General features: G+C 54.7%; 24 protein-coding genes. 18 read left to right on the top strand and 6 right to left on the bottom strand.

Annotation, left to right across the window (positions count from 1 at the left end; translation table 11 throughout):
* Positions 1–207: 207 nt before the first annotated feature.
* The 17 genes from rpsA (at position 208) to INT32_RS01800 (ending at position 14,800) form a co-directional block, all read left to right on the top strand.
* Entirely contained in the window at positions 208–1,920 is a 1,713-nt protein-coding gene (rpsA, locus tag INT32_RS01880) for a 30S ribosomal protein S1 (RefSeq protein ID WP_193087024.1), read from the top strand.
* Between the two features lie 3 nt (positions 1,921–1,923).
* On the top strand, positions 1,924–2,286 hold the full coding sequence (locus INT32_RS01875) for an integration host factor subunit beta (RefSeq protein WP_193087023.1): 363 nt from the start codon (positions 1,924–1,926) through the stop codon (positions 2,284–2,286).
* 125 nt (positions 2,287–2,411) lie between these two features.
* Entirely contained in the window at positions 2,412–2,789 is a 378-nt protein-coding gene (locus tag INT32_RS01870) for a lipopolysaccharide assembly LapA domain-containing protein (RefSeq protein WP_193087022.1), read from the top strand.
* The gene (gene lapB / locus INT32_RS01865; RefSeq protein WP_193087021.1) at positions 2,779–3,999 is read left to right on the top strand and encodes a lipopolysaccharide assembly protein LapB; all 1,221 of its coding nucleotides are present in this window, start codon (positions 2,779–2,781) and stop codon (positions 3,997–3,999) included. Before INT32_RS01870 ends, lapB begins: the two co-directional genes overlap by 11 nt.
* A gap of 4 nt (positions 4,000–4,003) precedes the next feature.
* Positions 4,004–4,933 carry a D-glycero-beta-D-manno-heptose-7-phosphate kinase gene (gene rfaE1, locus INT32_RS01860; protein WP_193087020.1) on the top strand — a complete coding sequence of 310 codons (930 nt, stop codon included), beginning with the start codon at positions 4,004–4,006 and terminating at the stop codon, positions 4,931–4,933.
* Positions 4,930–5,922 carry an ADP-glyceromanno-heptose 6-epimerase gene (gene rfaD / locus INT32_RS01855; RefSeq protein ID WP_193087019.1) on the top strand — a complete coding sequence of 331 codons (993 nt, stop codon included), beginning with the start codon at positions 4,930–4,932 and terminating at the stop codon, positions 5,920–5,922. Before rfaE1 ends, rfaD begins: the two co-directional genes overlap by 4 nt.
* A 366-nt stretch (positions 5,923–6,288) precedes the next feature.
* Positions 6,289–6,771: a helix-hairpin-helix domain-containing protein gene (locus INT32_RS01850; RefSeq protein ID WP_193087018.1), complete on the top strand. Its 483-nt coding sequence runs from the start codon at positions 6,289–6,291 to the stop codon at positions 6,769–6,771.
* Between the two features lie 152 nt (positions 6,772–6,923).
* Complete coding sequence (gene cysM, locus INT32_RS01845; protein WP_193087243.1) at positions 6,924–7,841, top strand: cysteine synthase CysM; 918 nt, start codon at positions 6,924–6,926, stop codon at positions 7,839–7,841.
* A gap of 102 nt (positions 7,842–7,943) precedes the next feature.
* Positions 7,944–8,924 (top strand): hypothetical protein, encoded by a 981-nt coding sequence (locus INT32_RS01840; protein WP_226816374.1) that lies wholly within the window; start codon positions 7,944–7,946, stop codon positions 8,922–8,924.
* Positions 8,925–8,932: 8 nt separating this feature from the next.
* On the top strand, positions 8,933–9,154 hold the full coding sequence (gene ccoS / locus INT32_RS01835) for a cbb3-type cytochrome oxidase assembly protein CcoS (RefSeq protein ID WP_193087016.1): 222 nt from the start codon (positions 8,933–8,935) through the stop codon (positions 9,152–9,154).
* 384 nt (positions 9,155–9,538) lie between these two features.
* Positions 9,539–11,011, top strand: coding sequence for a cytochrome-c oxidase, cbb3-type subunit I (gene ccoN, locus INT32_RS01830; RefSeq protein ID WP_193087015.1), 1,473 nt, complete (start codon positions 9,539–9,541; stop codon positions 11,009–11,011).
* 10 nt (positions 11,012–11,021) lie between these two features.
* Complete coding sequence (gene ccoO, locus INT32_RS01825) at positions 11,022–11,681, top strand: cytochrome-c oxidase, cbb3-type subunit II (protein WP_193087014.1); 660 nt, start codon at positions 11,022–11,024, stop codon at positions 11,679–11,681.
* Positions 11,682–11,704: 23 nt separating this feature from the next.
* Positions 11,705–11,875 (top strand): CcoQ/FixQ family Cbb3-type cytochrome c oxidase assembly chaperone, encoded by a 171-nt coding sequence (locus INT32_RS01820; protein WP_193087013.1) that lies wholly within the window; start codon positions 11,705–11,707, stop codon positions 11,873–11,875.
* Positions 11,872–12,774, top strand: coding sequence for a cytochrome-c oxidase, cbb3-type subunit III (ccoP, locus tag INT32_RS01815; RefSeq protein WP_193087012.1), 903 nt, complete (start codon positions 11,872–11,874; stop codon positions 12,772–12,774). Before INT32_RS01820 ends, ccoP begins: the two co-directional genes overlap by 4 nt.
* 24 nt (positions 12,775–12,798) lie before the next feature.
* The gene (gene ccoG / locus INT32_RS01810; RefSeq protein ID WP_193087011.1) at positions 12,799–14,295 is read left to right on the top strand and encodes a cytochrome c oxidase accessory protein CcoG; all 1,497 of its coding nucleotides are present in this window, start codon (positions 12,799–12,801) and stop codon (positions 14,293–14,295) included.
* 14 nt (positions 14,296–14,309) lie between these two features.
* Positions 14,310–14,543 (top strand): FixH family protein, encoded by a 234-nt coding sequence (locus INT32_RS01805; protein ID WP_193087010.1) that lies wholly within the window; start codon positions 14,310–14,312, stop codon positions 14,541–14,543.
* 2 nt (positions 14,544–14,545) lie between these two features.
* On the top strand, positions 14,546–14,800 hold the full coding sequence (locus tag INT32_RS01800; RefSeq protein ID WP_193087009.1) for a hypothetical protein: 255 nt from the start codon (positions 14,546–14,548) through the stop codon (positions 14,798–14,800).
* Positions 14,801–15,040: 240 nt separating this feature from the next.
* Here INT32_RS01800 and INT32_RS01795 read toward each other — a convergent pair whose 3' ends face one another.
* The 6 genes from INT32_RS01795 to INT32_RS01770 form a co-directional block, all read right to left on the bottom strand.
* Entirely contained in the window at positions 15,041–15,799 is a 759-nt protein-coding gene (locus INT32_RS01795) for a helix-turn-helix domain-containing protein (protein ID WP_193087008.1), read from the bottom strand.
* A gap of 316 nt (positions 15,800–16,115) precedes the next feature.
* Positions 16,116–16,874, bottom strand: coding sequence for an ABC transporter ATP-binding protein (locus INT32_RS01790; protein WP_193087007.1), 759 nt, complete (start codon positions 16,872–16,874; stop codon positions 16,116–16,118).
* The gene (locus tag INT32_RS01785) at positions 16,871–17,686 is read right to left on the bottom strand and encodes an ABC transporter ATP-binding protein (RefSeq protein WP_193087006.1); all 816 of its coding nucleotides are present in this window, start codon (positions 17,684–17,686) and stop codon (positions 16,871–16,873) included. Before INT32_RS01785 ends, INT32_RS01790 begins: the two co-directional genes overlap by 4 nt.
* The gene (locus tag INT32_RS01780; protein ID WP_193087005.1) at positions 17,683–19,602 is read right to left on the bottom strand and encodes an ABC transporter permease; all 1,920 of its coding nucleotides are present in this window, start codon (positions 19,600–19,602) and stop codon (positions 17,683–17,685) included. Before INT32_RS01780 ends, INT32_RS01785 begins: the two co-directional genes overlap by 4 nt.
* Complete coding sequence (locus INT32_RS01775; RefSeq protein ID WP_193087004.1) at positions 19,593–19,781, bottom strand: hypothetical protein; 189 nt, start codon at positions 19,779–19,781, stop codon at positions 19,593–19,595. Before INT32_RS01775 ends, INT32_RS01780 begins: the two co-directional genes overlap by 10 nt.
* Before the next feature lie 14 nt (positions 19,782–19,795).
* Entirely contained in the window at positions 19,796–20,968 is a 1,173-nt protein-coding gene (locus tag INT32_RS01770; protein WP_370540163.1) for an ABC transporter substrate-binding protein, read from the bottom strand.
* Between the two features lie 648 nt (positions 20,969–21,616).
* On the opposite strand from INT32_RS01770, the gene INT32_RS01765 reads away from it, so the two are divergent.
* Complete coding sequence (locus INT32_RS01765) at positions 21,617–22,246, top strand: LysE family transporter (protein WP_193087003.1); 630 nt, start codon at positions 21,617–21,619, stop codon at positions 22,244–22,246.
* Positions 22,247–22,255: the final 9 nt, after the last annotated feature.

Raw genomic sequence — 22,255 nt, 5'->3', positions numbered from 1 at the left:
GGGGCAGCCGGTATTATTGCTGCGCCACAGGTACAGGGCAGTTTTTCAACGGTCATGGCAGGCGCGAAAGTCACCTGCGTTATCGTTGAATTTCAAGGGCTTTCGTCTGAACCCAGACGAAAGATTTTTTCACTCCGCCGCGGCAGGCTGTTCTGCCAAAGCGTGTTTTTAAGGCCAGGAGACCGTGACGGTCCCGGGATTTTTCTAATGTCATCCATTTCTTTACAAGACGCCACTGGTGGCGAAAGCTTTGCCGATTTATTTGCTCAAAGCGTAAAAAGCCAGGATATGAAATCAGGTGAAGTGATTTCAGCCGAAGTGGTCCGTATCGATCACAACTTTGTCGTAGTCAATGCGGGATTGAAGTCCGAATCTCTCATCCCTCTCGAAGAATTCCTGAATGATCAGGGCGAACTGGAAGTTGCCGAAGGCGACTTCGTTTCTGTTGCCATTGATTCACTCGAAAACGGTTTCGGCGACACCATCCTGTCCCGTGACCGTGCAAAACGTCTGTCTGCATGGCTGTCACTCGAGAAAGCGCTCGAGTCCGGCGAAATGGTAACCGGCACCATCACTGGAAAAGTGAAGGGCGGCCTTACCGTCATGACAAACGGCATTCGCGCCTTTTTGCCTGGCTCACTGGTTGATCTGCGTCCTGTCAAGGATACGACACCCTACGAAGGCAAAACGATGGAGTTTAAAGTTATCAAACTCGATCGCAAACGCAATAACGTCGTTCTGTCACGTCGCTCCGTTCTTGAAGTGAACATGGGCGAAGAGCGCCAGAAACTGCTGGAAAACCTGAAAGAAGGCGCAGTGGTTACCGGTGTAGTTAAAAACATTACCGATTACGGCGCGTTCGTTGACCTGGGCGGTATTGATGGTCTGCTGCATATTACCGACATGGCATGGCGCCGTGTTCGCCACCCATCAGAAGTCCTGTCCGTTGGTCAGGAAGTCCAGGCCAAAGTGCTCAAGTTCGATCAAGAGAAGAGCCGTGTTTCCCTGGGTGTCAAACAGCTGGGCGAAGACCCATGGGTTGGTCTGGCGCGTCGCTACCCACAAAGTACACGTCTGTTCGGTAAAGTTACCAATCTCACCGACTACGGTGCGTTCGTTGAAGTCGAAACTGGTATCGAAGGTCTGGTACACGTTTCCGAAATGGACTGGACCAACAAAAACGTTGATCCGCGTAAAGTGGTCAGCCTGGGCGAAGAAGTTGAAGTCATGGTTCTGGAAATCGACGAAGACCGTCGTCGTATTTCACTTGGTATGAAACAATGCCGTGCAAACCCATGGGAAGATTTTGCCACCAACTTCAAACGTGGTGATAAAGTTCATGGCGCAATCAAGTCCATTACCGACTTTGGCGTATTCATCGGTCTGCCTGGCGGCATCGATGGTCTGGTTCACCTGTCTGACCTGTCATGGGCTGATTCTGGCGAAGAAGCCGTGCGCAACTTCAAGAAAGGCGACGAGATTGATGCCGTGGTTCTGGCGATCGATACCGACAAAGAGCGTATTTCTCTTGGTATCAAACAGCTCGAAGGCGATCCGTTCAACAACTACGTTGCAACGAACGACAAGGGCGCAGTTGTTCCTGGCGTGATCAAGTCTGTCGAAGCCAAAGGTGCGGTAGTTACACTGTCACTCGAGGTTGAAGGCTATCTGCGCGCTTCTGAAATTTCAGCCGGCCGTGTCGAAGACGCGACCACTGTCCTGAAAGAAGGCCAGAACATCGAAGCCATGATCCTGAACGTCGATCGCAAGGCGCGTTCAATCCAGTTGTCAATCAAGGCACGTGACAATGCTGAGACCGCAGGTGCGCTACAGCGCATGAGCGATACCAGCGCGTCATCCGGTACGACTAACCTGGGGGCTTTGCTTAAGGCGAAGCTCGACCAAGCTAAAGACGATTAAGCTGTGACTAAATCAGAGTTGATTGAAGCACTAGCGGCCAGCTATCCACAGCTGGCTGCCCGTGACACCGACTTCGCTGTCAAGACGATGCTTGATGCCATGACCGTTGCTCTATCCAGAGGTCAGCGCATCGAAATTCGCGGTTTTGGCAGCTTCTCGCTGTCAACGCGTGCTCCACGGGTTGGGCGCAATCCCAAGTCCGGCGAACAGGTGATGGTGCCCGGCAAGCGGGTACCTCACTTCAAGGCGGGCAAAGAGTTGCGCGAGCGCGTTGATTCTGTTTTTACCTCTGCTGACGACACCAAGCAGGATCCATCCGAGAATGGTCATTTTGACGCTCAGGCGGCCAAGGTAGCCAATCTCTGATCAAACCAGGCAGGTGCTCGTTTTTTATGATGTCCAAAAACCCCGATTGCAAAATCGGGGTTTTTGTTTTTTAGACAGTCAATTCGCATTACAATGGCGAATAATTCAATTTCAGGAGCAGGCCAATGCGTTACATTGTCTGGGCATTGCGAATCATACTTTTTCTGTTGGTCCTATTGTTCGCGCTCAAAAACACCGACCCCGTCACTGTGCGGTTTTTTGGTGATTATACGTTTGCAGGTGTGCCACTCATAGTCGTGCTATTGCTTGCATTTTTCGTTGGCGCACTGTTTGCGTGGTTGATTAGTATTCCTACACGCTTGCGTAAAACCCGTGAAGTCGGGCGTCTCAAAGGCGAGGTAGAGCGTTTGAACCGTGACGTGGCCGATACCCGCCATTCGCTGGAAGCGCTCAAGGCCGAAGAATTGCGCCTGCGCAGCAGCGTGGCCTCGACAAGTACCGCCCTGCAGACGCCTGTCCGGGAGACCGCAGTTGGACTTTGAAGCATGGTGGCTGATTCTGATCCCCATTTTGTTCGGACTGGGGTGGATCGCAGCCAAGGTGGATGTTCGACAGATCGTATCTGAAAGCAGGAATCTGCCCGACTCTTATTTTCGCGGGCTCAACTTTCTGCTCAATGAAGATCACGACAAGGCTATTGATGCGTTTGTCGAAGTAGCCAAACTCGATTCCGAAACAACGGAATTGCATTTTGCGCTTGGCAACCTGTTTCGTCGTCGCGGAGAGATTGAGCGGGCCATTCGGGTCCATCAAAGCCTGCTTTCCCGTTCAGATTTACCGCGGGCCGACAGGGAGCATGCGCTGCATGAAATCGCCCAGGATTACTTCAAGGCGGGTATGTTTGACCGCGCTGAAAATGCCTTCAAGGAAGTGCAAAATACCAGTTATGATGTTTCCGCTACCCGAGCGCTGATTCGCATTTACGAAGCCGAGCACGATTGGAAAAAAGCGATCGCCGTTGCGGCGCGCTTGCGTGAACTGACTGACGAGCCGTTGCCGCAGCGCGTTCATTACCATTGCGAACGGGCGCAGGCCGTATTAAGTGCGAAAGAGCCGGATTTTGACCGTGTTGCTGCAGAGCTGGATGCCGCCGAGCGCGAGGCCAGGCACAACCTGGAGCAGGGCGGCTCACAGGCCTCTTACGCACGTATCGCCATTTTGCGTGCCTATCTGGCTCGCCGCCTGGGCGATGTCAGCACAGAGCGCCAGTGGCTGCTCTTGGCGCTGGAACGCTCGCCTGAATTCGCCGGTCTGGTGGCAAAGCAGATCATGGACAATTTCGCTGCCAGTGGCCAGGAAGAACAGGCGGTCAGCCTGCTCAGGGACCATTATTTTGCGCATCCGTCACTGGATGTATTCGAAGTGGTGTTTGCCGCATTGCGCAAGCAGGGGTTCGCCCCCGGCTGGCAGTTTGCCCAGGATTCTCTGCGTCAGCATCCGTCGTTGCTGGGCTTTGATAAAGTACTGCAAAGTGAACTGGCGCAAGAGCAAAGTTCGGCCGGGCAAGGCGAACTGCAGCAGCATATGCCCGATTTTGACCTGTCATTATTGCGAACCATGATTGACAAGCATACGCGGCGTATGGATAAATATGCCTGCCGGGTCTGCGGATTCCAGGCACAGACCTATTACTGGCAATGCCCTGGCTGCAACTCATGGGAAACTTACTCGCCACGCCGCCCAGAGGAATAGTCGTATGCGTGCATTTCCGATAGAAAAAATCAGGCAGATCCGTGTTCTGGTGGTGGGCGATGTAATGCTTGATCGCTACTGGTTTGGTGAAGTCGAGCGTATTTCGCCAGAGGCGCCCGTACCGGTGGTGCGAGTGGCCAAACGGGAAGACCGATTGGGCGGCGGGGCCAACGTGGCCCGCAATATTGTTGCGCTCGGCGGTGGAGTCACCTTGTTAGGTATCGTGGGCGATGACGAGGCCGGCGAGCAGATCGCCAGGCTGGCGCGCGAAGCGGGTATCGACACCCAATTATTAACCGACCCCTCAATGCATACAACGCTGAAAATGCGTGTGCTGGGTCGCCAGCAGCAATTGTTGCGGATTGATTTTGACTATCTGCCTGATGCGCAGACCCTGCAGCAACTGGAACAACAGTATCGCCGCCTGCTGGACGAGCATGACATTGTTGTCCTCTCCGATTATGCCAAAGGTGTGCTCACTCACTGTTCAGTGCTGATTAAACTGGCGCGCGAACGCGAGATACCGGTGCTGGTCGACCCCAAAGGGGACGAATATGAACGCTACGCGGGAGCAAACTTGATTTCTCCGAACCGCGGAGAAATGCAGCAAGCAGTTGGCAAATGGAAAACGGAAGAAGAACTGACGCGATCTGCCCAGAGTCTGCGCCAACGGCTTGCGCTTGAAGCACTGTTGATTACACGCTCGGAGCAGGGAATGACTTTATACACGGAAGCGGGGCGGTACCATGTGGATGCTGCCGCACAAGAGGTTTTTGATGTCTCCGGAGCCGGCGATACGGTCCTGGCAACGATGGCCGTAACCCGCGCCGCGGGCGCGGACTGGCATGAGGCCGTCGAGTGGGCGAACCAGGCCGGTGGTATAGTAGTAGGTAAACTTGGAACATCTATTGTAAGTGCAGAGGAGCTGACATGATTATCGTAACCGGAGCCGCGGGTTTCATTGGCAGCAATCTTGTGCGCGGCCTGAACAACAGGGGCATTACCAATATCCTGGCAGTAGATGATCTGACCGATGGCGACAAGTTCGTCAATCTGCGGTCAGGAATCATTGCCGACTATATGGATAAGGACGAATTTCGTACCCGGGTCAACAGCGGCCAGTTCGGCCCGGTTACCGCCATTTTTCATCAGGGCGCCTGTTCGGATACGACTGAAAGAAACGGGCGTTACATGATGGATAACAACTATCGGGTCACGCTGGAGTTATTCAATTTCTGCCAGGCCCGCAGCATCCCGTTTATTTACGCGTCTTCCGCTGCTGTATACGGCGCCGGGCCGGATTATATCGAGGCGCTTGAAAATGAAAAGCCACTGAATGTCTACGGCTATTCGAAGTTCCTGTTTGACCAGGTGGTGCGCGAGCGTTTTGAACACCGTACGACACAGGTCGTGGGTCTTCGATACTTTAATGTATATGGCCCGAATGAACAGCACAAGGGCCGCATGGCCTCCGTTGCCTTCCATAATATGAACCAGTTTCTCTCGGAAGGCCATGTGCGGCTTTTTGGCGGTTGGGATGGCTACGAAGATGGCGGTCAGCGGCGCGATTTTATCTCTGTGGACGACGTGGTCGCGGTTAATCTGTTTTTCCTGGATCACCCTGAACAGTCTGGCATTTTCAATTGCGGTACAGGCCGGGCGCAGCCCTTTAACGACATCGCCTGCGCGGTCGTCAATACCCTGAGGGAAGAGAGAAACGAAACGCGCCTGTCACTGGATGCGCTGGTTCGCGAAGGGCTGATTCGCTATATTCCGTTCCCCGATGATCTCAAAGGGCGCTACCAAAGTTTCACTCAGGCTGACACCACCCGGCTGCGTGCTGCCGGTTTCAAGGCTGAGATGAACGATGTGGAGCAGGGCGTATCCAGCTATATCCGCCGATTGCGTTCGGATAACGCATAGGGCTTCCAGCCTTTGACGGCATTCGGGCTTATTTTGGGCCACGTCAGACATACCAGATTTACCAGACTCATCAGGTTTATCACGTTCACCGAACTTACCCGGGGCACATCAGGTGCGCCCGGGTTTTTTATTGTCGTTGAGGGTGGCCACACACGCGTCGCCCTTTCCGTACTTTCCCAGCGCCCGAACGTACTGGATCGCTCGCGTCGGATTCTACCCGCGGATCATTCTATCTGCGTGTTCGTGCTGCACAAGCGCCGCTATGGCACACTACAGACATCATTTTTCACCGTTCTTCGTCTTGTCTTGCATATGCCATTCGTCCGCTGCTGCCGCTCCCGAGCCTGGCTGTTTTGTTTCTTTCTTGTGTTGGCGTCTTCTACCGTTAATGCACTGGACCTGAATCAGGCCACGCGAGCCCAACTGCGTGCGATCAAAGGCGTTGGCGACAAATTGGCTGACCGCATTCTGGCGGCCCGGGAGCAGGGCCGCTTTGTGTCCATGGAGGATCTGGCGGCCAGAGTTGCGGGCGTGGGGCCGAAAAAACTGCAGAAATTGCGCGAACAGGGCGTTCGGACAGGTTCGGTCGCTGGGCGCTCAGTGCACCATCCGGCCAGTGCTGGATCGCGCAGCAGCAGGCCTGCAAGCTCTGATCACTCCACATCTGTCAGGCCCCATGTGGCTGCCAGCAATGAAACAGCAAACGATCAGAAGCATGGTGGCAACCTGGCAGGCCGGTCCCTTCCCACCATGCCCATGTTGATCCGGCCACGCCCGCGGGCAGGCAGTGAACCGGCAGGCCTGCAGAAGGGGCCTGCCGGCACCGAAGCACAGGGCAAAACCCATTGATCGGTCAGGGAATAAGCCATGCAAGCCCGATTATGAGTGCTATGATTACCCTCACCAAGCGCCTGTTCAGCCCACTTCGGGAAGGCAGGGTTCGTTCGCAACTTACGATGCCCATATGGATTTTCGGGGTATCCCACATACCATTCAGACCTATCATGACAAAATCGTACCCCACAATCGAAGATACCATCGGCAACACCCCTTTGGTACGCTTGCAGCGCATTCCAGCACACTTGGGCGAGGCGCGCGGCAATGTGATTCTGGCCAAGCTTGAAGGCAACAATCCAGCCGGTTCAGTCAAAGACAGGCCGGCATTATCCATGATCCGGCATGCGCAGGCACGCGGCGACATCCGGCCCGGCGATACGCTTATCGAAGCCACCAGCGGCAACACGGGTATTGCGTTGGCCATGGCCGCTGCCATCAGTGGCTATAAAATGATTCTGATCATGCCCGATAACCTGTCTGTGGAACGCCGTGCGTCGATGAATGCTTACGGCGCCCAGCTGATTTTGACGCCGGCAGACAAAGGCGGCATGGAGTATGCCCGGGATCTGGCGCAGTCTATGCAGGCCGAAGGCAAGGGCAAGGTGCTCGACCAGTTTGCCAATCCCGATAATCCACGCGCCCACATCGAAGGCACCGGACCGGAAATCTGGAACCAGACAGACGGACAGGTTACGCATTTCGTGAGCGCCATGGGAACCACCGGCACGATCATGGGGGTTGGCTCTTACCTGAAATCGCGTAACGCCGATATCCAGATCATCGGTGCACAACCGGCTCCCGGCGCATCGATTCCAGGCATCAGGAAATGGTCCGAAGAATATCAGCCGGCCATCTATAACCAGGCAGGCGTTGATCACTTCGAGCTGATCGGGCAACAGGAGGCCGAAGATATGGCCCGTCACCTGGCCGCCAGTGAAGGCATCTTCGGTGGCATTTCGTCCGCGGGTGCGCTGGTGGCTGCCTTGCGCACCGCCGAACGCGTCAATAACGCAACCATTGTCTTCATCGTCTGTGATCGTGGTGATCGGTATTTGTCGCAGGGCGTGTTCAACCCCGTCTGAGCAGGCCACGATGAACCGCGGGCGGGCGCAATGCGCTGCAGGTACCGAATAGTTTGATATAGATCAAGATCGCTTTCTCCGATCGATACTATGATCGGTGGTATGAAACCCGCCTCCATTTTCTCGATCCCCAGCGACCTGGGCGCTCAGGAACGCCTGCAGCGCAGACACATGCTTGCCCGGCTTGGTTTGGCCTGGCTGGTCATGATGCAGGTCATGATGTTCGCCTTCCCGGGTTATCTTCGTGCCAGCTACGTTGATGCAGAAACAGTCGATACGCTGGACACGGCCATTATTGTCATGAACTGGTGCAGCCTGCTGCTGACCGTGCCGGTGCTGCTTTATTGCGCCTGGCCTATCTGGCGTGGCTTTGTCGGCCGGGACCCGCATGACACCCATCAGCAGTCCATGAACTGGCCCATTGGCCTGGGCATTGTGGTGGCCTTTATTCCCAGTGCTATCGCGACCTTTCGCCAATCCGGCGAAGTCTATTTCGAATCCATTGCCATGTTCGTTGCCTTCGTGCTTACGGCGCGCTATCTGGCGCTTGCCGCCAGGCAGTCGGCTGGGGCTGCGGTTGATCAGCGCTTCGATCAGGAGTCCAGGCTGCTGGCCAAGACGGCCGACCGGGTCGGGCTGTACTTCGTAAGTATACAAATTGCGCTCTCCATTGTGTCCGCGCTCATCTGGTACATGTTCATTGATTCGGACCACGCCCTGTCGGTGCTGGTTGCGCTGTTTGTCATGAGTTGTCCTTGCGCCATGGCCATGGCGGTACCCTCTGCACAGGCAGCGGCACGCGCCATTGTTCTTGGCAGTCCACCACTCAGTCAGAAGGCACTTATCGCCTTGCGTGCGCAGACCGTCCGCGTTGCCCGCCGCTCTCTTTACGGTTCATTGTTGTGGCATCTGCTTATGATTCCATTTGCCATGGTTGGCCTGGTGCAGCCATGGCTTGCTGCCATAACCATGCTGGTGTCGTCGATGGCAGTCGCGTTTTATGCCTGGCATTTTTATAAAAACTATACGGTTGGCAAGCCTGTCGGGGCCGGCACGGTCGCGATCAACTCGTCGTCGGCCTAGTACTTGCCATGGACGTATTCTTTCTCTTGGTCTTCCTGGCTTTTCTGTTTGTCATGAGCATTGGCGGCGTACTTTACTGGGCGGTGATGTCGGGTCAATTTGAAGACAGTGACGAAAACGCAAGCGTGATATTACAGGACGAAGATGCTGCAATCGCGCTGCCCGATAGTGAGTGGGGCAGTGAAGCGACGCGCGTGCCGTCTGCCAAATCGTCGTTGCCAATGCGATAGGAAGCGATGAGGCGACCGGTATCGTGCAGCGTATAACGCATCAGGTCTCCCAGGATAGCGCCGGGCGCCCGCCCCGGCGGCTGTCGATTGCAGTCAATGCAAGGACGTCGTATCCAGGCAGGAAAAGGGCCAGTAAGGGCGAGTAAGCGCCAGTAAAAGCAGTGAGAAAAATGGCGGACAAAACGGCGGGCAAAAGCAGTGGGCCATTGCCTTTGCTTTACGGCCGCCCCACGAAAAAACTGTTGTTTTCCTCGTAACCACCTGGCTGATTGCGCATGGTTGTGCGCCTGTTTCGTCTATGTCTTGGAGCAACTTGATATTTATCAAATCGCTGCGCTGTGATCTATTTAAGATTTAACAATAGGTTTTTTTAGGGGAAATTTTATGCGTGTCCAGAATGCGCGCTCCGCAGACGCGGAGATCTTCAATTACACAGTCGTGCGCCAGTTCACCATCATGACCGTTGTGTGGGGAATTGTCGGCATGTTTGTGGGTGTCTACATTGCAGCACAACTGGTCTGGCCGGAACTGAACGTCGTAGACTGGCTCAGTTATGGTCGCCTGCGCCCGCTGCATACCAATGCAGTTATTTTTGCCTTTGGCGGTAGTGCGCTGTTTGCTACTTCCTATTATGTCGTTCAGCGTACCTGTCAGACGCGCCTGTTCTGTGGACCACTGGCTTCGTTCACTTTCTGGGGTTGGCAACTGGTCATTGTGGCTGCTGCGATCACGCTGCCGGCCGGCTACACAACCAGCAAAGAATATGCCGAGCTTGAATGGCCTATCGATATTCTGATTACGCTGGTCTGGGTCGCCTACGCGATCGTCTTTTTCGGGACGGTGGCCAAACGCAAGATGAAACACATTTATGTGGCCAACTGGTTCTACGGTTCATTCATCCTGACAATCGCTATCCTGCATATCTTCAACAACATCGAGTTGCCCTATAGCTGGTTCAACTCTTATTCTGCCTATGCCGGTGCGCAGGATGCCATGGTGCAATGGTGGTACGGTCACAACGCGGTGGGCTTTTTCCTTACCACCAGTTTCCTGGGCATGATGTACTACTTCGTGCCAAAACAGGCCAATCGCCCGATCTATTCCTATCGTCTGTCCATTGTTCACTTCTGGGCGCTGGCCTTTACCTATATGTGGGCCGGTCCGCACCATCTGCTGTATACCTCATTGCCTGACTGGACCCAAAGCCTGGGTATGGCTTTCTCCCTGATCCTGCTGGCGCCTTCCTGGGGCGGCATGATCAACGGCATCATGACCATGTCCGGCGCGTGGCACAAGCTGCGCACCGATCCTATCCTGAAGTTTCTGGTGGTGGCGCTCTCGTTCTACGGCATGTCTACTTTTGAAGGCTCCATGATGTCCATCCGGACTGTGAATGCGCTTTCTCACTACACGGAATGGACTGTCGCGCACGTCCACTCCGGTGCGCTGGGCTGGGTCGCCATGATCACCTTTGGTAGCTTGTATTACATGATTCCCCGCCTGTATGGACGCGAATCTATGTATAGCAAATCCTTGATCGAGGCTCATTTCTGGATGGCTACCATCGGCGTGGTGCTGTATATCGCATCCATGTGGATTGCCGGCGTGATGGAAGGGCTGATGTGGCGTTCAACAGAAGCGGACGGTACGTTGACCTATGCTTTTATTCAGGCGCTGGCATCTAAATATGTGCTGTACATCATCCGCATCGTAGGCGGGATGTGTTTCCTCAGTGGCGTGTTGGTGATGTTCTACAACATGATCATGACCATCAAGGGACTCAAGGGTGTCAATCCGCAAGTACCTGAATTGGTCGGCCATGATGCCCGCGTTGCACAACCCACTACTGCTGTTTAAGAGATTTATCATGACGAATCAAAAAAAGCGTTTGTTTACCCATGAAACACTGGAAAAAAACGTCGGGCTTCTGATTATCTTTTCGATCCTCGTCGTTGCCGTTGCCGGTCTGGTGCAAATCGTGCCACTGTTTTTCCAGCATTACACCACCAAGGCGGCGCCCGGTGTTGAGCCCCTGCAGGCACTGCAGATCATCGGTCGGGACGTCTACATCAAGGAAGGCTGTGTCGGCTGCCATTCTCAGCAGATCCGGACGCTGCAGTCCGAGGTGTCCCGCTACGGCCCTTATTCGGTAGCCGGCGAGTTCGTTTATGACCATCCGTTTCTGTGGGGGTCCAAACGTACCGGACCCGATCTTGCCCGGGTTGGCGGACGCTACTCGGATGAATGGCACCGTATCCACTTGCGCAACCCGCGTGACGTGGTGAAGGAATCCAATATGCCGGGCTACTACTGGCTGCAGAACAAGGATGTGTCCAATGAAAATATTCAGGCGCGCATGAAGGCATTGCGTACCCTGGGCGTGCCGTATACCGATCAACAAATTAACGACGCACCGGCCGCGCTCAAGGGCAAAACCGAAGAGGACGCCATTATTGCCTATCTGCAAAGCCTGGGCGTGGGATACCTGGCTGCAATGCGTGAGCAAGACGCAACAGCGTCCAACTAGACCAGAACGGGGAAGGTGAACACATGGACATCGTAATCGGGATCATGACCATCGTATCCATTATGACGTTTTTCGGAATCATTGCCTGGGCCTGGTCCAGGCATCGTGTGAGTGATAACGAACAGGCAGCGCATCTGCCGTTTGCCGTCCCTGACGAAGCAACGACAACTCGTGGTGAAGGGTATAAAAAATGAGTGATTTTTTCAGTAATTCTTGGAGTTATTACATTGCCATCGTGTCTTTGGCTGGGGTAGCATGGTGCGTGTGGCTGCTGTTTACCCAGCGTCGATGGCTCAAGAGCGCAACGCCGCAGGTCGAAGATACGGGCCATGTCTGGGACGAAGACCTGCGCGAACTCAATAATCCCGTTCCGCGCTGGTGGACGGTTATGTATCTGGGGCTTTGCGTGATCGCACTGGGAATCATGTTGTTGTATCCGGCGCTCGGTTCCTATCCAGGCCTGCTCGGATTTACCTCTGCCAAGCAGGTTGTCGCCGAGCGCGAGGAACAGGCGGCGCAAATCAAACCATTATTTGACAAATTTTCAGCCTTATCTGTTCAGGAACTCGCGGCCAATCCCGAGGCAAATGCCATCGGCAAGCGGCTCTTTCTGAACAACTGTGCGCAATGTCATGGTTCTGATGCCAAAGGCGCGCCCAACTTTCCCAATCTGGCCGACAGCGACTGGCTCTACGGTGGCACACCCGAGGTGATTGTCAAATCCATCACAGAAGGTCGTCATGGTGTAATGGCGCCCCTTGCTGCGGCCATTACACCCTCAGAGGCCAATGAAATTGCCAACTATGTGCGTTCTCTTTCCGGTCTGGCCAGTGATCCGACGCTGCTGGCCGCCGGGCAGGCAGGGTACAAAAAGGTATGTTTCGCCTGTCATGGCATGGATGCCAAGGGAAACCAGGCGTTGGGTGCGCCCAACCTGACCGATGCGATCTGGCTCGGCGGCAGCTCCCGGGAGACCATTGTCAATACGATTCTGCACGGGCGCCAGGGTGTGATGCCGGCACAGAAACATATTTTGTCTGAAGATCAGATCCGTATTCTGGCCGCATATGTTTGGGGCTTATCCAACAAATAATCACGCATAGAAGAATCGACAATCATGTCTGATAAGCAACCAGAGCAGTCTGCCAATCAGGATGAGCCTGCCTGGCAACCACCAAGATTGGTCCCGGCCCGGGCTGTCTCTGCCGACGACAGCAGTATGCAGGTCGAGGAGATCCGCGCAAAAATATATCCACGCTCCGTGAACGGCGTGTTTGCCAAATGGCGGATTATTCTGGTGCTTGCCACGCAGGCGGTTTTCTATGGTTTGCCCTGGCTTCAATGGAATGGACGCCAGGCGGTGTTGTTCGATCTGGCAGAGCGCAAGTTCTATATCTTTGGGATTGTGCTCTGGCCGCAGGATGTGTTCTATCTGGCAATTATCCTGATCATTTCGGCCTATGGGCTTTTTCTGTTTACAGCGCTTGCCGGCCGGCTGTTTTGTGGATATGCCTGTCCGCAAACGGTCTATACCGAAATTTTCATGTGGATAGAGCGCAAGATCGAAGGTGACCGCGTTGCCCGTATCAGGCTCGATGAGTCTCCAATGAGCTGGCGCAAGTTCAGGGTAAAAGCCGCCAAGCATTTTTTATGGATAGCGGTGGCCTGGTGGACCGGCTCGACTTTCATTGGCTATTTCTCGCCCATTCGGGAGCTGGGCGTTGAGCTCCTGCATTTCGAACTCAGCTTCTGGCAGTGGTTCTGGATGATCTTTTATTCCTTTGCAACCTGGGGCAACGCCGGTTTTATGCGGGAGTCCGTCTGTAAATATATGTGCCCCTATGCCCGCTTTCAAAGCGTGATGGTCGACAAGGACACGTTTGTCGTGACCTATGACCGGATTCGCGGCGAACCGCGGGGTCGTCGCTCCAAGAAAATCATTCCCAGCCAGGCAGGCCTGGGCGATTGCGTTGACTGTACGATCTGTGTGCAGGTCTGTCCGACCGGAATCGACATCAGAGACGGTCTGCAGTATATGTGCATAGGCTGCGGCGCCTGTATCGACGCCTGTGATCAGGTGATGGACAAAATGAATTATCCGCGCGGGTTGATCCGCTATACATCCGAAAGCGGCATGCTCGATAGGCTCGACAGGAAACAGGCCCGCAAGCGTTTGTTCAAGCCCCGCATTTATGTTTACATCGCGTTGCTGAGCATCTTCATTATCGGCTTGCTGGTTTCGCTCTCGCTGCGTTCGCCGTTAAGGGTCGATATCGTACGGGATCGTGGCGTGCTCGGACGGGAGATACCGGGTGGAATGATCGAGAATATCTATCGCATTCAGGTCATCAATATGTCGGAAAAAGATCAGAAATTTGTCCTCAAAGCCACTTCCAGTGATATCCCGCAAGTGACTGTATTGGTCGGAGAAGAGGGTGGGCAACAAATCGACGTGCCGGCTTTTTCCAATCAATGGGTGCCCATGGTCATTCGCGTACCGGTACAGGACTCGGCCAGGGGATTGCATCCATTGACCCTGCATATTGAAAACACGGATAAGACCGAAGGCACGTTATCGGCTCAACAAGATACAACTTTTTTTGTCCCTAATTGACAAGGAGCATAAGGATGCAACAGCAGGAACGAGATAGCGGACCGTGGTATAGGGAGCCTTGGCCGTGGCTACTGATGGCCGGTCCCTTTTTGGCCATTATAGGTTGCGTGATTACCATTGTCCTGGCGTTTCAGAATAATCCCGACCGCGATGTGCGACTGGATGCCCGCAAGCAGGGACTGGTGGTGATTCGCGAAGGGACCGGGCCGTTGGTTCCGGTAGCCCGCAGCAACGTCAAGCGGGAGTGATCATGCGTACTGTTATGTGGATATTTTGGCCGTCGTTTCTTGCTGCTGGATTTGCCAGCGGGGTGGTATTTGCATTGGTTGATCCCCGGGATATTCCCTTGTTCGGGCACATCCGCATATCAAGTGAACTGGCCTATGCAGCCGGTTTTTTCCTCTTCTGGCTGACCGCCGCCTTCTCCAGTACACTTAGTTTTTTCATGGCCAACAGCGGTAATAATCTATCGCTGTTTTCCAGGCAAACCGAACTGGACGATTAATTGCTTAGCACAGGGTTCAATCCCTGCATCGGGGCGCAGCATTGGCCGGCTGTTGCGGTTACTGTTTGGGCCGTCATGCATTGTTGATGAGCGTCTGGATTTTGGCTGGTTGTCAAACCCCAATGGCCGTTCCCCGGCGCCTGAACGGCCGCTTTCCTGCATTCGACCGTTTAGCTGCTTCGGGATGCGGTGAGAATGCCGGCTGCCATGATTGGCCTGATGCTCGCAGGACGGGCTCGTTCAGGCAAGCGCCTTGCGCAAGTCCGCACGGTGCATATTCTCGTTTTGAATTAACGTCTGCAGACCATTGAAGTCCAGAATTCGTACTTCACGCTGATGGATACGGATCAGTCCTTCCTTGGCAAATCGCGACAGCAGGCGGCTGACCGTTTCAAGCGTCAGACCCAGATAGTTGCCGATTTCCTCACGGCTCATGCGAAGCACATACTCGCTGCCGGAATAGCCCAGGCAGGAGAAGCGCTGCGACAAATTGATCAGGAATGCAGCAAGCCTTTGTTCGGAACGCATGGCCCCCAGCGACAGAACCATGCTGTGCGAGCGCGAAATTTCCTGGCTCATCAGGCGCGTGACACGATAGGCCAGTGCCGGAATTTCCTTGGACAGATAACTCAGATCGCTCATGCGGATCACACAAACCTCTGTATCTTCCATGGCAATGGCGTTGGAAACATGCACGTTTTCTGCAAGGGCATCAAGACCGATAATTTCTCCTGCAAAGACAAAACCGGTAATCTGCATGTGGCCGGATTCGTTTTCCAGTTGCAGTTTCATGGATCCGGAGCGGATAGCGTACAGGGCCGTGAGCCTATCGCCTGCCTTAAAAAAGAGGGTGCCTTTGGGGATACGGATGCGTTCCTTGACCAACTCGTTCAGTCGTGTCGCATCTTGTGCATTGAGCCCCTGCGGTACGCAAATATGCCCCAGCACACAAGTATTGCAGTAAACGGAATCCTTGTTTAGAAGCTGATGTTTAATCATGGTATGCGCGTGACCTAGATAGCAATCGGAAATGCCGGAGCGGCGGTAAATTGTAGTTTTATGATCGGGTATTGCAGCCGGATTGGTGGCTTGCAGCGACACGACACTACACGAACAGCGGGTAGCCGTCACAACGTGCAATGCAAGAGGGATTATTCGCGTAACCCCCGGATTTTTATTCATATATCTTTCTTACATATTATAACATAGCCCGTGCTATTGCTCTTAGGCAGAACACATGCAGACACGCGCCTGCGGCAGTCATTGCGAGCGTAAAGGTAAACCGGAATCTGCGTTGCTGCTGGTGGCGCTTGTCTCAGACCGCCAGAAAATTTGCTTTTGCCTGCACGTCATGGGATAGTGCGTCCATGGTGTTCTCGTATTTGATTTGGCCTTTTTCCAGGATGTAAACCCGATCGCACACCTGTTGGGCGAAATTCATGTTCTGTTCAGACAATAGAATGCTTACTCCCTGCTCCTTTAAGGCAAGCACCATCTTTATCATCTGTTCGACCACAATGGGGGCCACGCCTTCGGAGGGTTCGTCCAGCAGCAGCAGGTAAGGGTTGCCCATCAGCGTGCGCGCTACTGCAAGCATTTGTTGTTCGCCGCCACTCATTTGTCCTCCGCGACGCGTACGCATGTCGGCCAGATTTGGAAACAACGCAAAAATCGATTCGACCGACCAGTGAGCCACTGCCTGGCCATCCGGCCAGACGCGCGGTGGCTGTCTGCCGGTATCCAGATTTTCCATGACACTCAGATCGGCAAAAATCCGTCTCTCTTCAGGGACGAAACCGATCCCGGCGCGGGCAATCTGATGTGGCTTGCAGGCAGCAATATCGTGTCCCATAAACTGAATGATGCCATGGTGGTTTACCAGCCCCATGATGCTTTCAATGGTCGTAGATTTGCCGGCGCCGTTGCGGCCCATCAGGGCTACCACTTCGCCTTTTCTGACAGTCAGGTTGATATCAAACAGGATGTGGGCCGCACCATACCAGGCGTTCAGATTCTGCACCTGCAATAGCGCTTGCTGTTGACCCGGCTGAGCAGAGGGCAATAAACGGGTCATGGGCGTGCTCCGTCTGCTGTATCTGTCCCAAGGCTCGAAGGGGAGGGCCGGCTGGTGTCTTGTTGCAGATTTAAGCCCGTACCGAAATATACCTGCCGGACTTTGGGATCATCGCGGATTTCGCGCGGGGTGCCTTGCGCAATCAGCTGGCCACGGGCCAGCACCAGTATTCTGTCGGCAAATCCAAACACCACATCCATACTGTGTTCAGTAAACAATACAGCGGTATTGCGCGCCTGGGCGATGTCACGCGTTAATGTCATCAACTCCTGTCGCTCGCGGGGAGCCATACCTGCGGTGGGTTCATCCATCAGCAGGAGCCTGGGTTCACTGGCCAGCGCCATGGCAAGTTCGACGCGTTTGATATCGCCATAAGCCAATTCCGCGCATGGACGATCTGCCTGCGAGAGCATGCCAACCTGTTCAAGCAATGCGCTGGCCTGCTGTCGGTACAGCCTGTCAGCCGACTGCCATATTTGATAAGTGCGGCGTCCATAGGCGAGCAGGGCATTTTGAATGTTCTGCAGCACGGTGAACGAACTGAAGGTCGCTGCAATCTGAAAGGTGCGGCCCACGCCCTTTTTCCAGATTTGTCTTGCCGGCAGATTGGCAATGGACTCGCCGGCAAGCAGGATGCTGCCGTACGTGACCGGCAACTGCCCGCCGATCATATTGAACGTAGTCGTTTTACCGGCTCCGTTGGGGCCGATCAGCGCCAGCAGTTCGCCGGCCTGCAAACTAAAGCTGATATCGTCCACGGCAATAAAGTCACCGTAGCGTCGGCTCAGATGATTGATCTCAAGCAAATTCATTGTTGCCTTCCTGCAGGTCGTGCCCGACCTTCTCTGCTAAACCACTGTCCGACCCGATTTCCAAGGCCACCCAGGCCTTGCGGAAACAGCAGTACCAATAACAGGATAATTAAACCGAACAGCCCTTTCCAGTACTCGGTAATCCCTGTGATGTAGTCATGGAGCAAGACATAAAACGCTGCGCCGCTTAAGGGGCCGGTGACCGATTGAATACCGCCCAGCAGGACCATGACAAGGCCGTCAATCGATTTGCTCACGTATAGCTCTTCGGGTGAGATGCTGCCTTTGGAAAATACGAAGAGGGCGCCGGCCAGCCCGGCAAAAAAACCTGCTATGACAAATGCAATCCACTGCACGCGCATGCTGTCGATGCCGATGGCGCCGCTGCGTTGCATTGAGTCGCGGCTGGCCCTGAGCGCATAGCCCAGCGGTGAAAACAATAACCAGCGCAGTGCCAGTACGGACAGCAGTACGGTGGCAAGTACAAAGTAATAAAAATGGGCCGGGTCTTCAAGCCAGGCGGCCGGCCAGATGCCGATCAGTCCGTTGGAGCCGCCCGTGACATCATTCCATTGATAAGCCACGGACCAAGTGATTTGGGCAAATGCCAGCGTGAGCATGGCAAGATAAATACCGGACAGGCGCACGCAGAACCAGCCGTAGATCAGGGCAGCGATGGCCGCGACAAAAGGCGCTAGCGCAATAGCAAAGGACATGGGAAGGGCATAACGCTGCAGCAGCAATGCGGCAGCATAGGCGCCCACCCCATAATAGGCCGCGTGGCCAAAGGAGTGCATGCCGCCTGCGCCCATGATGAAATGCAGGCTTGCGGCAAAGAGTACGGCAATGAGGATATCCTGTATCAACACCGGCAAATACGGAAAGGCGTCGATCGCCAGGGGCACGCTAATGAGCATCGCGATTACGCATATGCCGATGATTTTGAGCAGCACGCTTGCCGGCTGGTAAGGCGCTTCGGGTGCGCCGGCATTGCGCGGTGTACCGGTGCGTGCGCCAAACAAGCCCCAGGGTTTGAAGATAAGTACAACGGCCATGATTAGAAATTCGACCACCAGGGTCAGTTGAGGAAGGGCAATCTCAATGCCGGCCAGATGTACGGTTCCCAGCCCAATGCACAGCGCTTTGACTTGGGCAATAATAAACGCGGCGACAAAAGCGCCGGGAATGGAGCCCATGCCGCCAATGACCACCACGGCAAACGCGTCGCCAATTGTCAACAAATCCAGGGTCAGGCTGGCCGGTTCGATGGGAAGCTGCAGCGCGCCACCCAGGCCGGCAAGAAATGCGCCCAGTGCGAACACGCCGGTGAACAGCCAGCTCTGGTTGACGCCCAGTGCTTCAAGCATTTGCCTGTCCTGTGTCGCCGCGCGAATGAGCGTGCCCCAGCGGGTGCGATTGAGCAGCAACCAGAGCAATAGCAGCACAAGCGGGCCGATCAGAATCAGCAGCAGGTTATAGGTCGGAAATTGCCGACCGAAAATGGGAATGGAGCTGGCCAGGCCGGGCGCCTGTGGACCCAGCAGATCTTCGGGGCCCCACAACCACAACGCCAGATCGCTGAGAACGAGGACCAGGGCAAACGTGGCAAGCAATTGGAACAGCTCTGGTGCCTGGTAGATACGTCTGAGCACCAGCAACTCGATAATGGCGCCCAGCGCACCAACCAGCAGCGCGGCAAGCAGCACGGCAAGCCAGAATCCACCGGGGCTTGCCGGCAAATAATGCGTGGCCAGACTGTAGGCAACATACAGGCCGAACATATACAACGACCCATGGGCAAAGTTGACTATGCGGCTGACGCCAAAAATCAGCGATAGTCCGCAAGCCACCATAAATAGCGAAGAGGTGCCGGCCAGGCCATTGAGAAACAGAACTGCAAATCCGCTCAGATCCATGGGTAGTCCTGACCACAGGGCACGTCGCCTGCCAGGCGCAGGCACATTCCCGGGTTCCCCTGGCCGTTTGCAGCTGCGCAAGGCAAGGCGCCGGCTTCAGAGGAATGTTCAAGCCTGTGGCGGCGTAGCTGTCGGGCCATGTGGCTGTGCCGGGTACGGTCTATGGCTGGTGGAGTCATTGCGTGCTGCACCGCTACCTGGCAGGGCGCATTTTGGCAACTTGCGCATCATCGGGCTGGACAGTGGCGCCATCGATATAGCGAATATCTGTCATGATGCCGCGACCGTCCTTGACGTCCAGCTTGCCGATATATGCGCCCAGGGTCGATTGGTGATCCTGCGCGCGATAGGAGATCGGGCCGAACGGCGAGATGACTTCAAGACCGGAGAATGCCTTGCGGATTGCCTCTGTATCGGTCGTACCTGCCTTGCGAAATCCTTCTGCAAGTGACTTGATGGCCATATAACCGACGATGGAACCGAGCCGCGGATAGTCGTTGAATCGTTTCTGATAAGCATCAAGAAAGGCCTTGTGCTCGGGCGTGTCGATAAATTGCCATGGATAACCGGTAACGATCCAGTCTTTTGGCGTATCGGCTCCCAGGGTGTCCAGATATTCGGGTTCCCCGGTCAACAGGCTGACGACCGGCATGTTCTCAAAGAATTTGCGGGTGGTGCCAGCGCGGACAAATTTGGTGACATCAGGGCCGAACAGTACATTGAAAATGGCATCCGGTTTGGCTTCGCCCAGCGCCTGGATAACATTGCCGGCATCGACCTTATTGAGTGGGGTAGCCTGCTCTGCCACGAATTGCACATCTGGTTGCGCCTGCTTCAACAGGGTTTTGAAGGTCTCGGCAGCAGACTGGCCATACTCGTAATTGGGATATACGATCGCCCAACGTTTTTTATTGAGCTTGGCCGCTTCAGGCACCAGCATGGCTACCTGCATATAGGTAGAAGCGCGAAGGCGATAGGTATAGTCGTTGCCGTCAGCCCAGACCAGTTTGTCAGTCAGTGGCTCGCTGGCCAGATAAAACACCTTTCGGTGTGCCGCAAAATCAGCCAGCGCCAGTCCGATGTTGGATAAAAAGCCACCGGTCAGCGCGTGCACCTTGTCCCGGCTGACGAGCGCCTGGGCTTCCTTGATGGCATTACCCTGGTTGCCGGCATCGTCGCGGATAATGATTCTCAACTTGCGGCCATTGATGCCACCGTCCTGATTGGCTTGTTCCGCCGCCAATACCATGCCGTTTTTATAGGGTTCCAGAAAAGCAGGAAAAATCTTGTAGCTATTGATTTCGCCGATACGTATTTCATCGGCCGGTTGCGCATGGACGGCGGGCGTCATAACCAGACACGTCATTACACTCGTGATGATAGCCAACAAGCCTTTCGGGGCGCCTTTTCGCATGATATCTCCTGATAATGCCTGATTTTTTGATGTATCCCTAAGTGTAATTTAGTTACCGCTATTTTGATAAACAATGTGACATTGATCATGGTTTTTTTTCTTGTGTGTTTGCGTCTCTTTGCGCCTGGCTCACAACCATCGGCAAGATTGCGACGAGCACGGGCGTAGAGCCGGGTCGGCGAGGATGAAAAGCGGTCCTGCAGCAGATGAAATACGCCGAGGCGATTGCGGCCATGGCAGTCAGAAAGCGGTATCATGGCGGTCAAAATATGGCATGTTTCCGATGGTTGTTAAAAGCGCGCTGGTGCCGTCGATCTGAGACGCCCAAAATAAGCCCGGAATAAAAACAGCAGATTGATTTATAATATTGTTCTGGTCGGCGCTAGCAGTTCATGGCCGCTTGCTGCATCTGCGCAATTGACTTGGGTCGCGGCCGTTTCCCGTGCTTTTGCCGCCCTTGCCGTTGGGCAGCCAGTCTTGTCACGTTTTCGTTTTTTCAAATTTTCAGTTGCTGTCATTGCAGCGCCCGCTGGCCAAGGGCCGACGTGGCTGTGCGCCTGTGACCGTCTGTATGTTTCGCCTTTTTGAAGGATTTTAATTATGTCATGGCAATTGTGGTCAGCGTTTTTCCTGGCATGCTGGATTATCAGCATCTCGCCCGGCGCGGGCGCGATCGCTTCCATGTCTGCCGGCGTCAATCATGGCGTGCGCCTTGGGCTCTGGAATATTCTGGGCCTGCAACTGGCGCTGGCGGCGCAAATCTCGATTGTTGCCGCCGGGGTGGGCGTATTGCTTACCACCACCAGTTGGGCCTTTGCGCTAATCAAGTGGTTTGGGGTTTTTTATTTGCTTTATCTGGCCTGGCAACAGTGGCGGGCGCCGGTGCGCGTGATCCAGCTGGATGCCCGGGCGCCGGATGTGCCGGTGCACCGATTGGTATTGCGCGGCTTTCTGGTCAATATGAGTAATCCCAAGGCAATGGTGTTCCTGCTTGCCGTGCTGCCACAGTTTATTGACCCGCGCGCGCCGCTAGCTCAGCAATACCTTGTGATGGGCATCACCATGACAGTGGTGGACGTCATTGTCATGGGCGCATATACCTGGCTGGCTGCGCGGATCTTGCGGTTGATGCATTCGGCCAAACAGCAAAAGATCCTCAATCGTGGATTTGCCGGCCTGTTTACTCTGGCAGCTGGCCTGCTGTCCCTTGTTCACCAGGCGGGCAAGTAATGCGGTAAA

Origin of the sequence: Advenella sp. FME57 (genome assembly GCF_014897675.1) — a bacterium.
GTDB lineage: Bacteria > Pseudomonadota > Gammaproteobacteria > Burkholderiales > Burkholderiaceae_B > Advenella.
Note: the sequence above shows the minus strand (reverse complement) of the source record. Positions and strands in the feature narration are given on the sequence as shown.

Bases quoted from the DNA above. Each gene is read 5' to 3' on its own strand.
- rpsA (WP_193087024.1), top strand. From the start codon at position 208: ATGTCATCCATTTCTTTACAAGACGCCACTGGTGGCGAAAGCTTTGCC.
- INT32_RS01870 (WP_193087022.1), top strand. From the start codon at position 2,412: ATGCGTTACATTGTCTGGGCATTGCGAATCATACTTTTTCTGTTGGTC.
- rfaE1 (WP_193087020.1), top strand. From the start codon at position 4,004: ATGCGTGCATTTCCGATAGAAAAAATCAGGCAGATCCGTGTTCTGGTG.
- rfaD (WP_193087019.1), top strand. From the start codon at position 4,930: ATGATTATCGTAACCGGAGCCGCGGGTTTCATTGGCAGCAATCTTGTG.
- INT32_RS01840 (WP_226816374.1), top strand. From the start codon at position 7,944: ATGAAACCCGCCTCCATTTTCTCGATCCCCAGCGACCTGGGCGCTCAG.
- ccoS (WP_193087016.1), top strand. From the start codon at position 8,933: ATGGACGTATTCTTTCTCTTGGTCTTCCTGGCTTTTCTGTTTGTCATG.
- ccoN (WP_193087015.1), top strand. From the start codon at position 9,539: ATGCGTGTCCAGAATGCGCGCTCCGCAGACGCGGAGATCTTCAATTAC.
- ccoO (WP_193087014.1), top strand. From the start codon at position 11,022: ATGACGAATCAAAAAAAGCGTTTGTTTACCCATGAAACACTGGAAAAA.
- INT32_RS01820 (WP_193087013.1), top strand. From the start codon at position 11,705: ATGGACATCGTAATCGGGATCATGACCATCGTATCCATTATGACGTTT.
- ccoP (WP_193087012.1), top strand. From the start codon at position 11,872: ATGAGTGATTTTTTCAGTAATTCTTGGAGTTATTACATTGCCATCGTG.
- ccoG (WP_193087011.1), top strand. From the start codon at position 12,799: ATGTCTGATAAGCAACCAGAGCAGTCTGCCAATCAGGATGAGCCTGCC.
- INT32_RS01805 (WP_193087010.1), top strand. From the start codon at position 14,310: ATGCAACAGCAGGAACGAGATAGCGGACCGTGGTATAGGGAGCCTTGG.
- INT32_RS01800 (WP_193087009.1), top strand. From the start codon at position 14,546: ATGCGTACTGTTATGTGGATATTTTGGCCGTCGTTTCTTGCTGCTGGA.
- INT32_RS01795 (WP_193087008.1), bottom strand. From the start codon at position 15,799: ATGATTAAACATCAGCTTCTAAACAAGGATTCCGTTTACTGCAATACT.
- INT32_RS01790 (WP_193087007.1), bottom strand. From the start codon at position 16,874: ATGACCCGTTTATTGCCCTCTGCTCAGCCGGGTCAACAGCAAGCGCTA.
- INT32_RS01785 (WP_193087006.1), bottom strand. From the start codon at position 17,686: ATGAATTTGCTTGAGATCAATCATCTGAGCCGACGCTACGGTGACTTT.
- INT32_RS01780 (WP_193087005.1), bottom strand. From the start codon at position 19,602: ATGGATCTGAGCGGATTTGCAGTTCTGTTTCTCAATGGCCTGGCCGGC.
- INT32_RS01775 (WP_193087004.1), bottom strand. From the start codon at position 19,781: ATGACTCCACCAGCCATAGACCGTACCCGGCACAGCCACATGGCCCGA.
- INT32_RS01770 (WP_370540163.1), bottom strand. From the start codon at position 20,968: ATGACGTGTCTGGTTATGACGCCCGCCGTCCATGCGCAACCGGCCGAT.
- INT32_RS01765 (WP_193087003.1), top strand. From the start codon at position 21,617: ATGTCATGGCAATTGTGGTCAGCGTTTTTCCTGGCATGCTGGATTATC.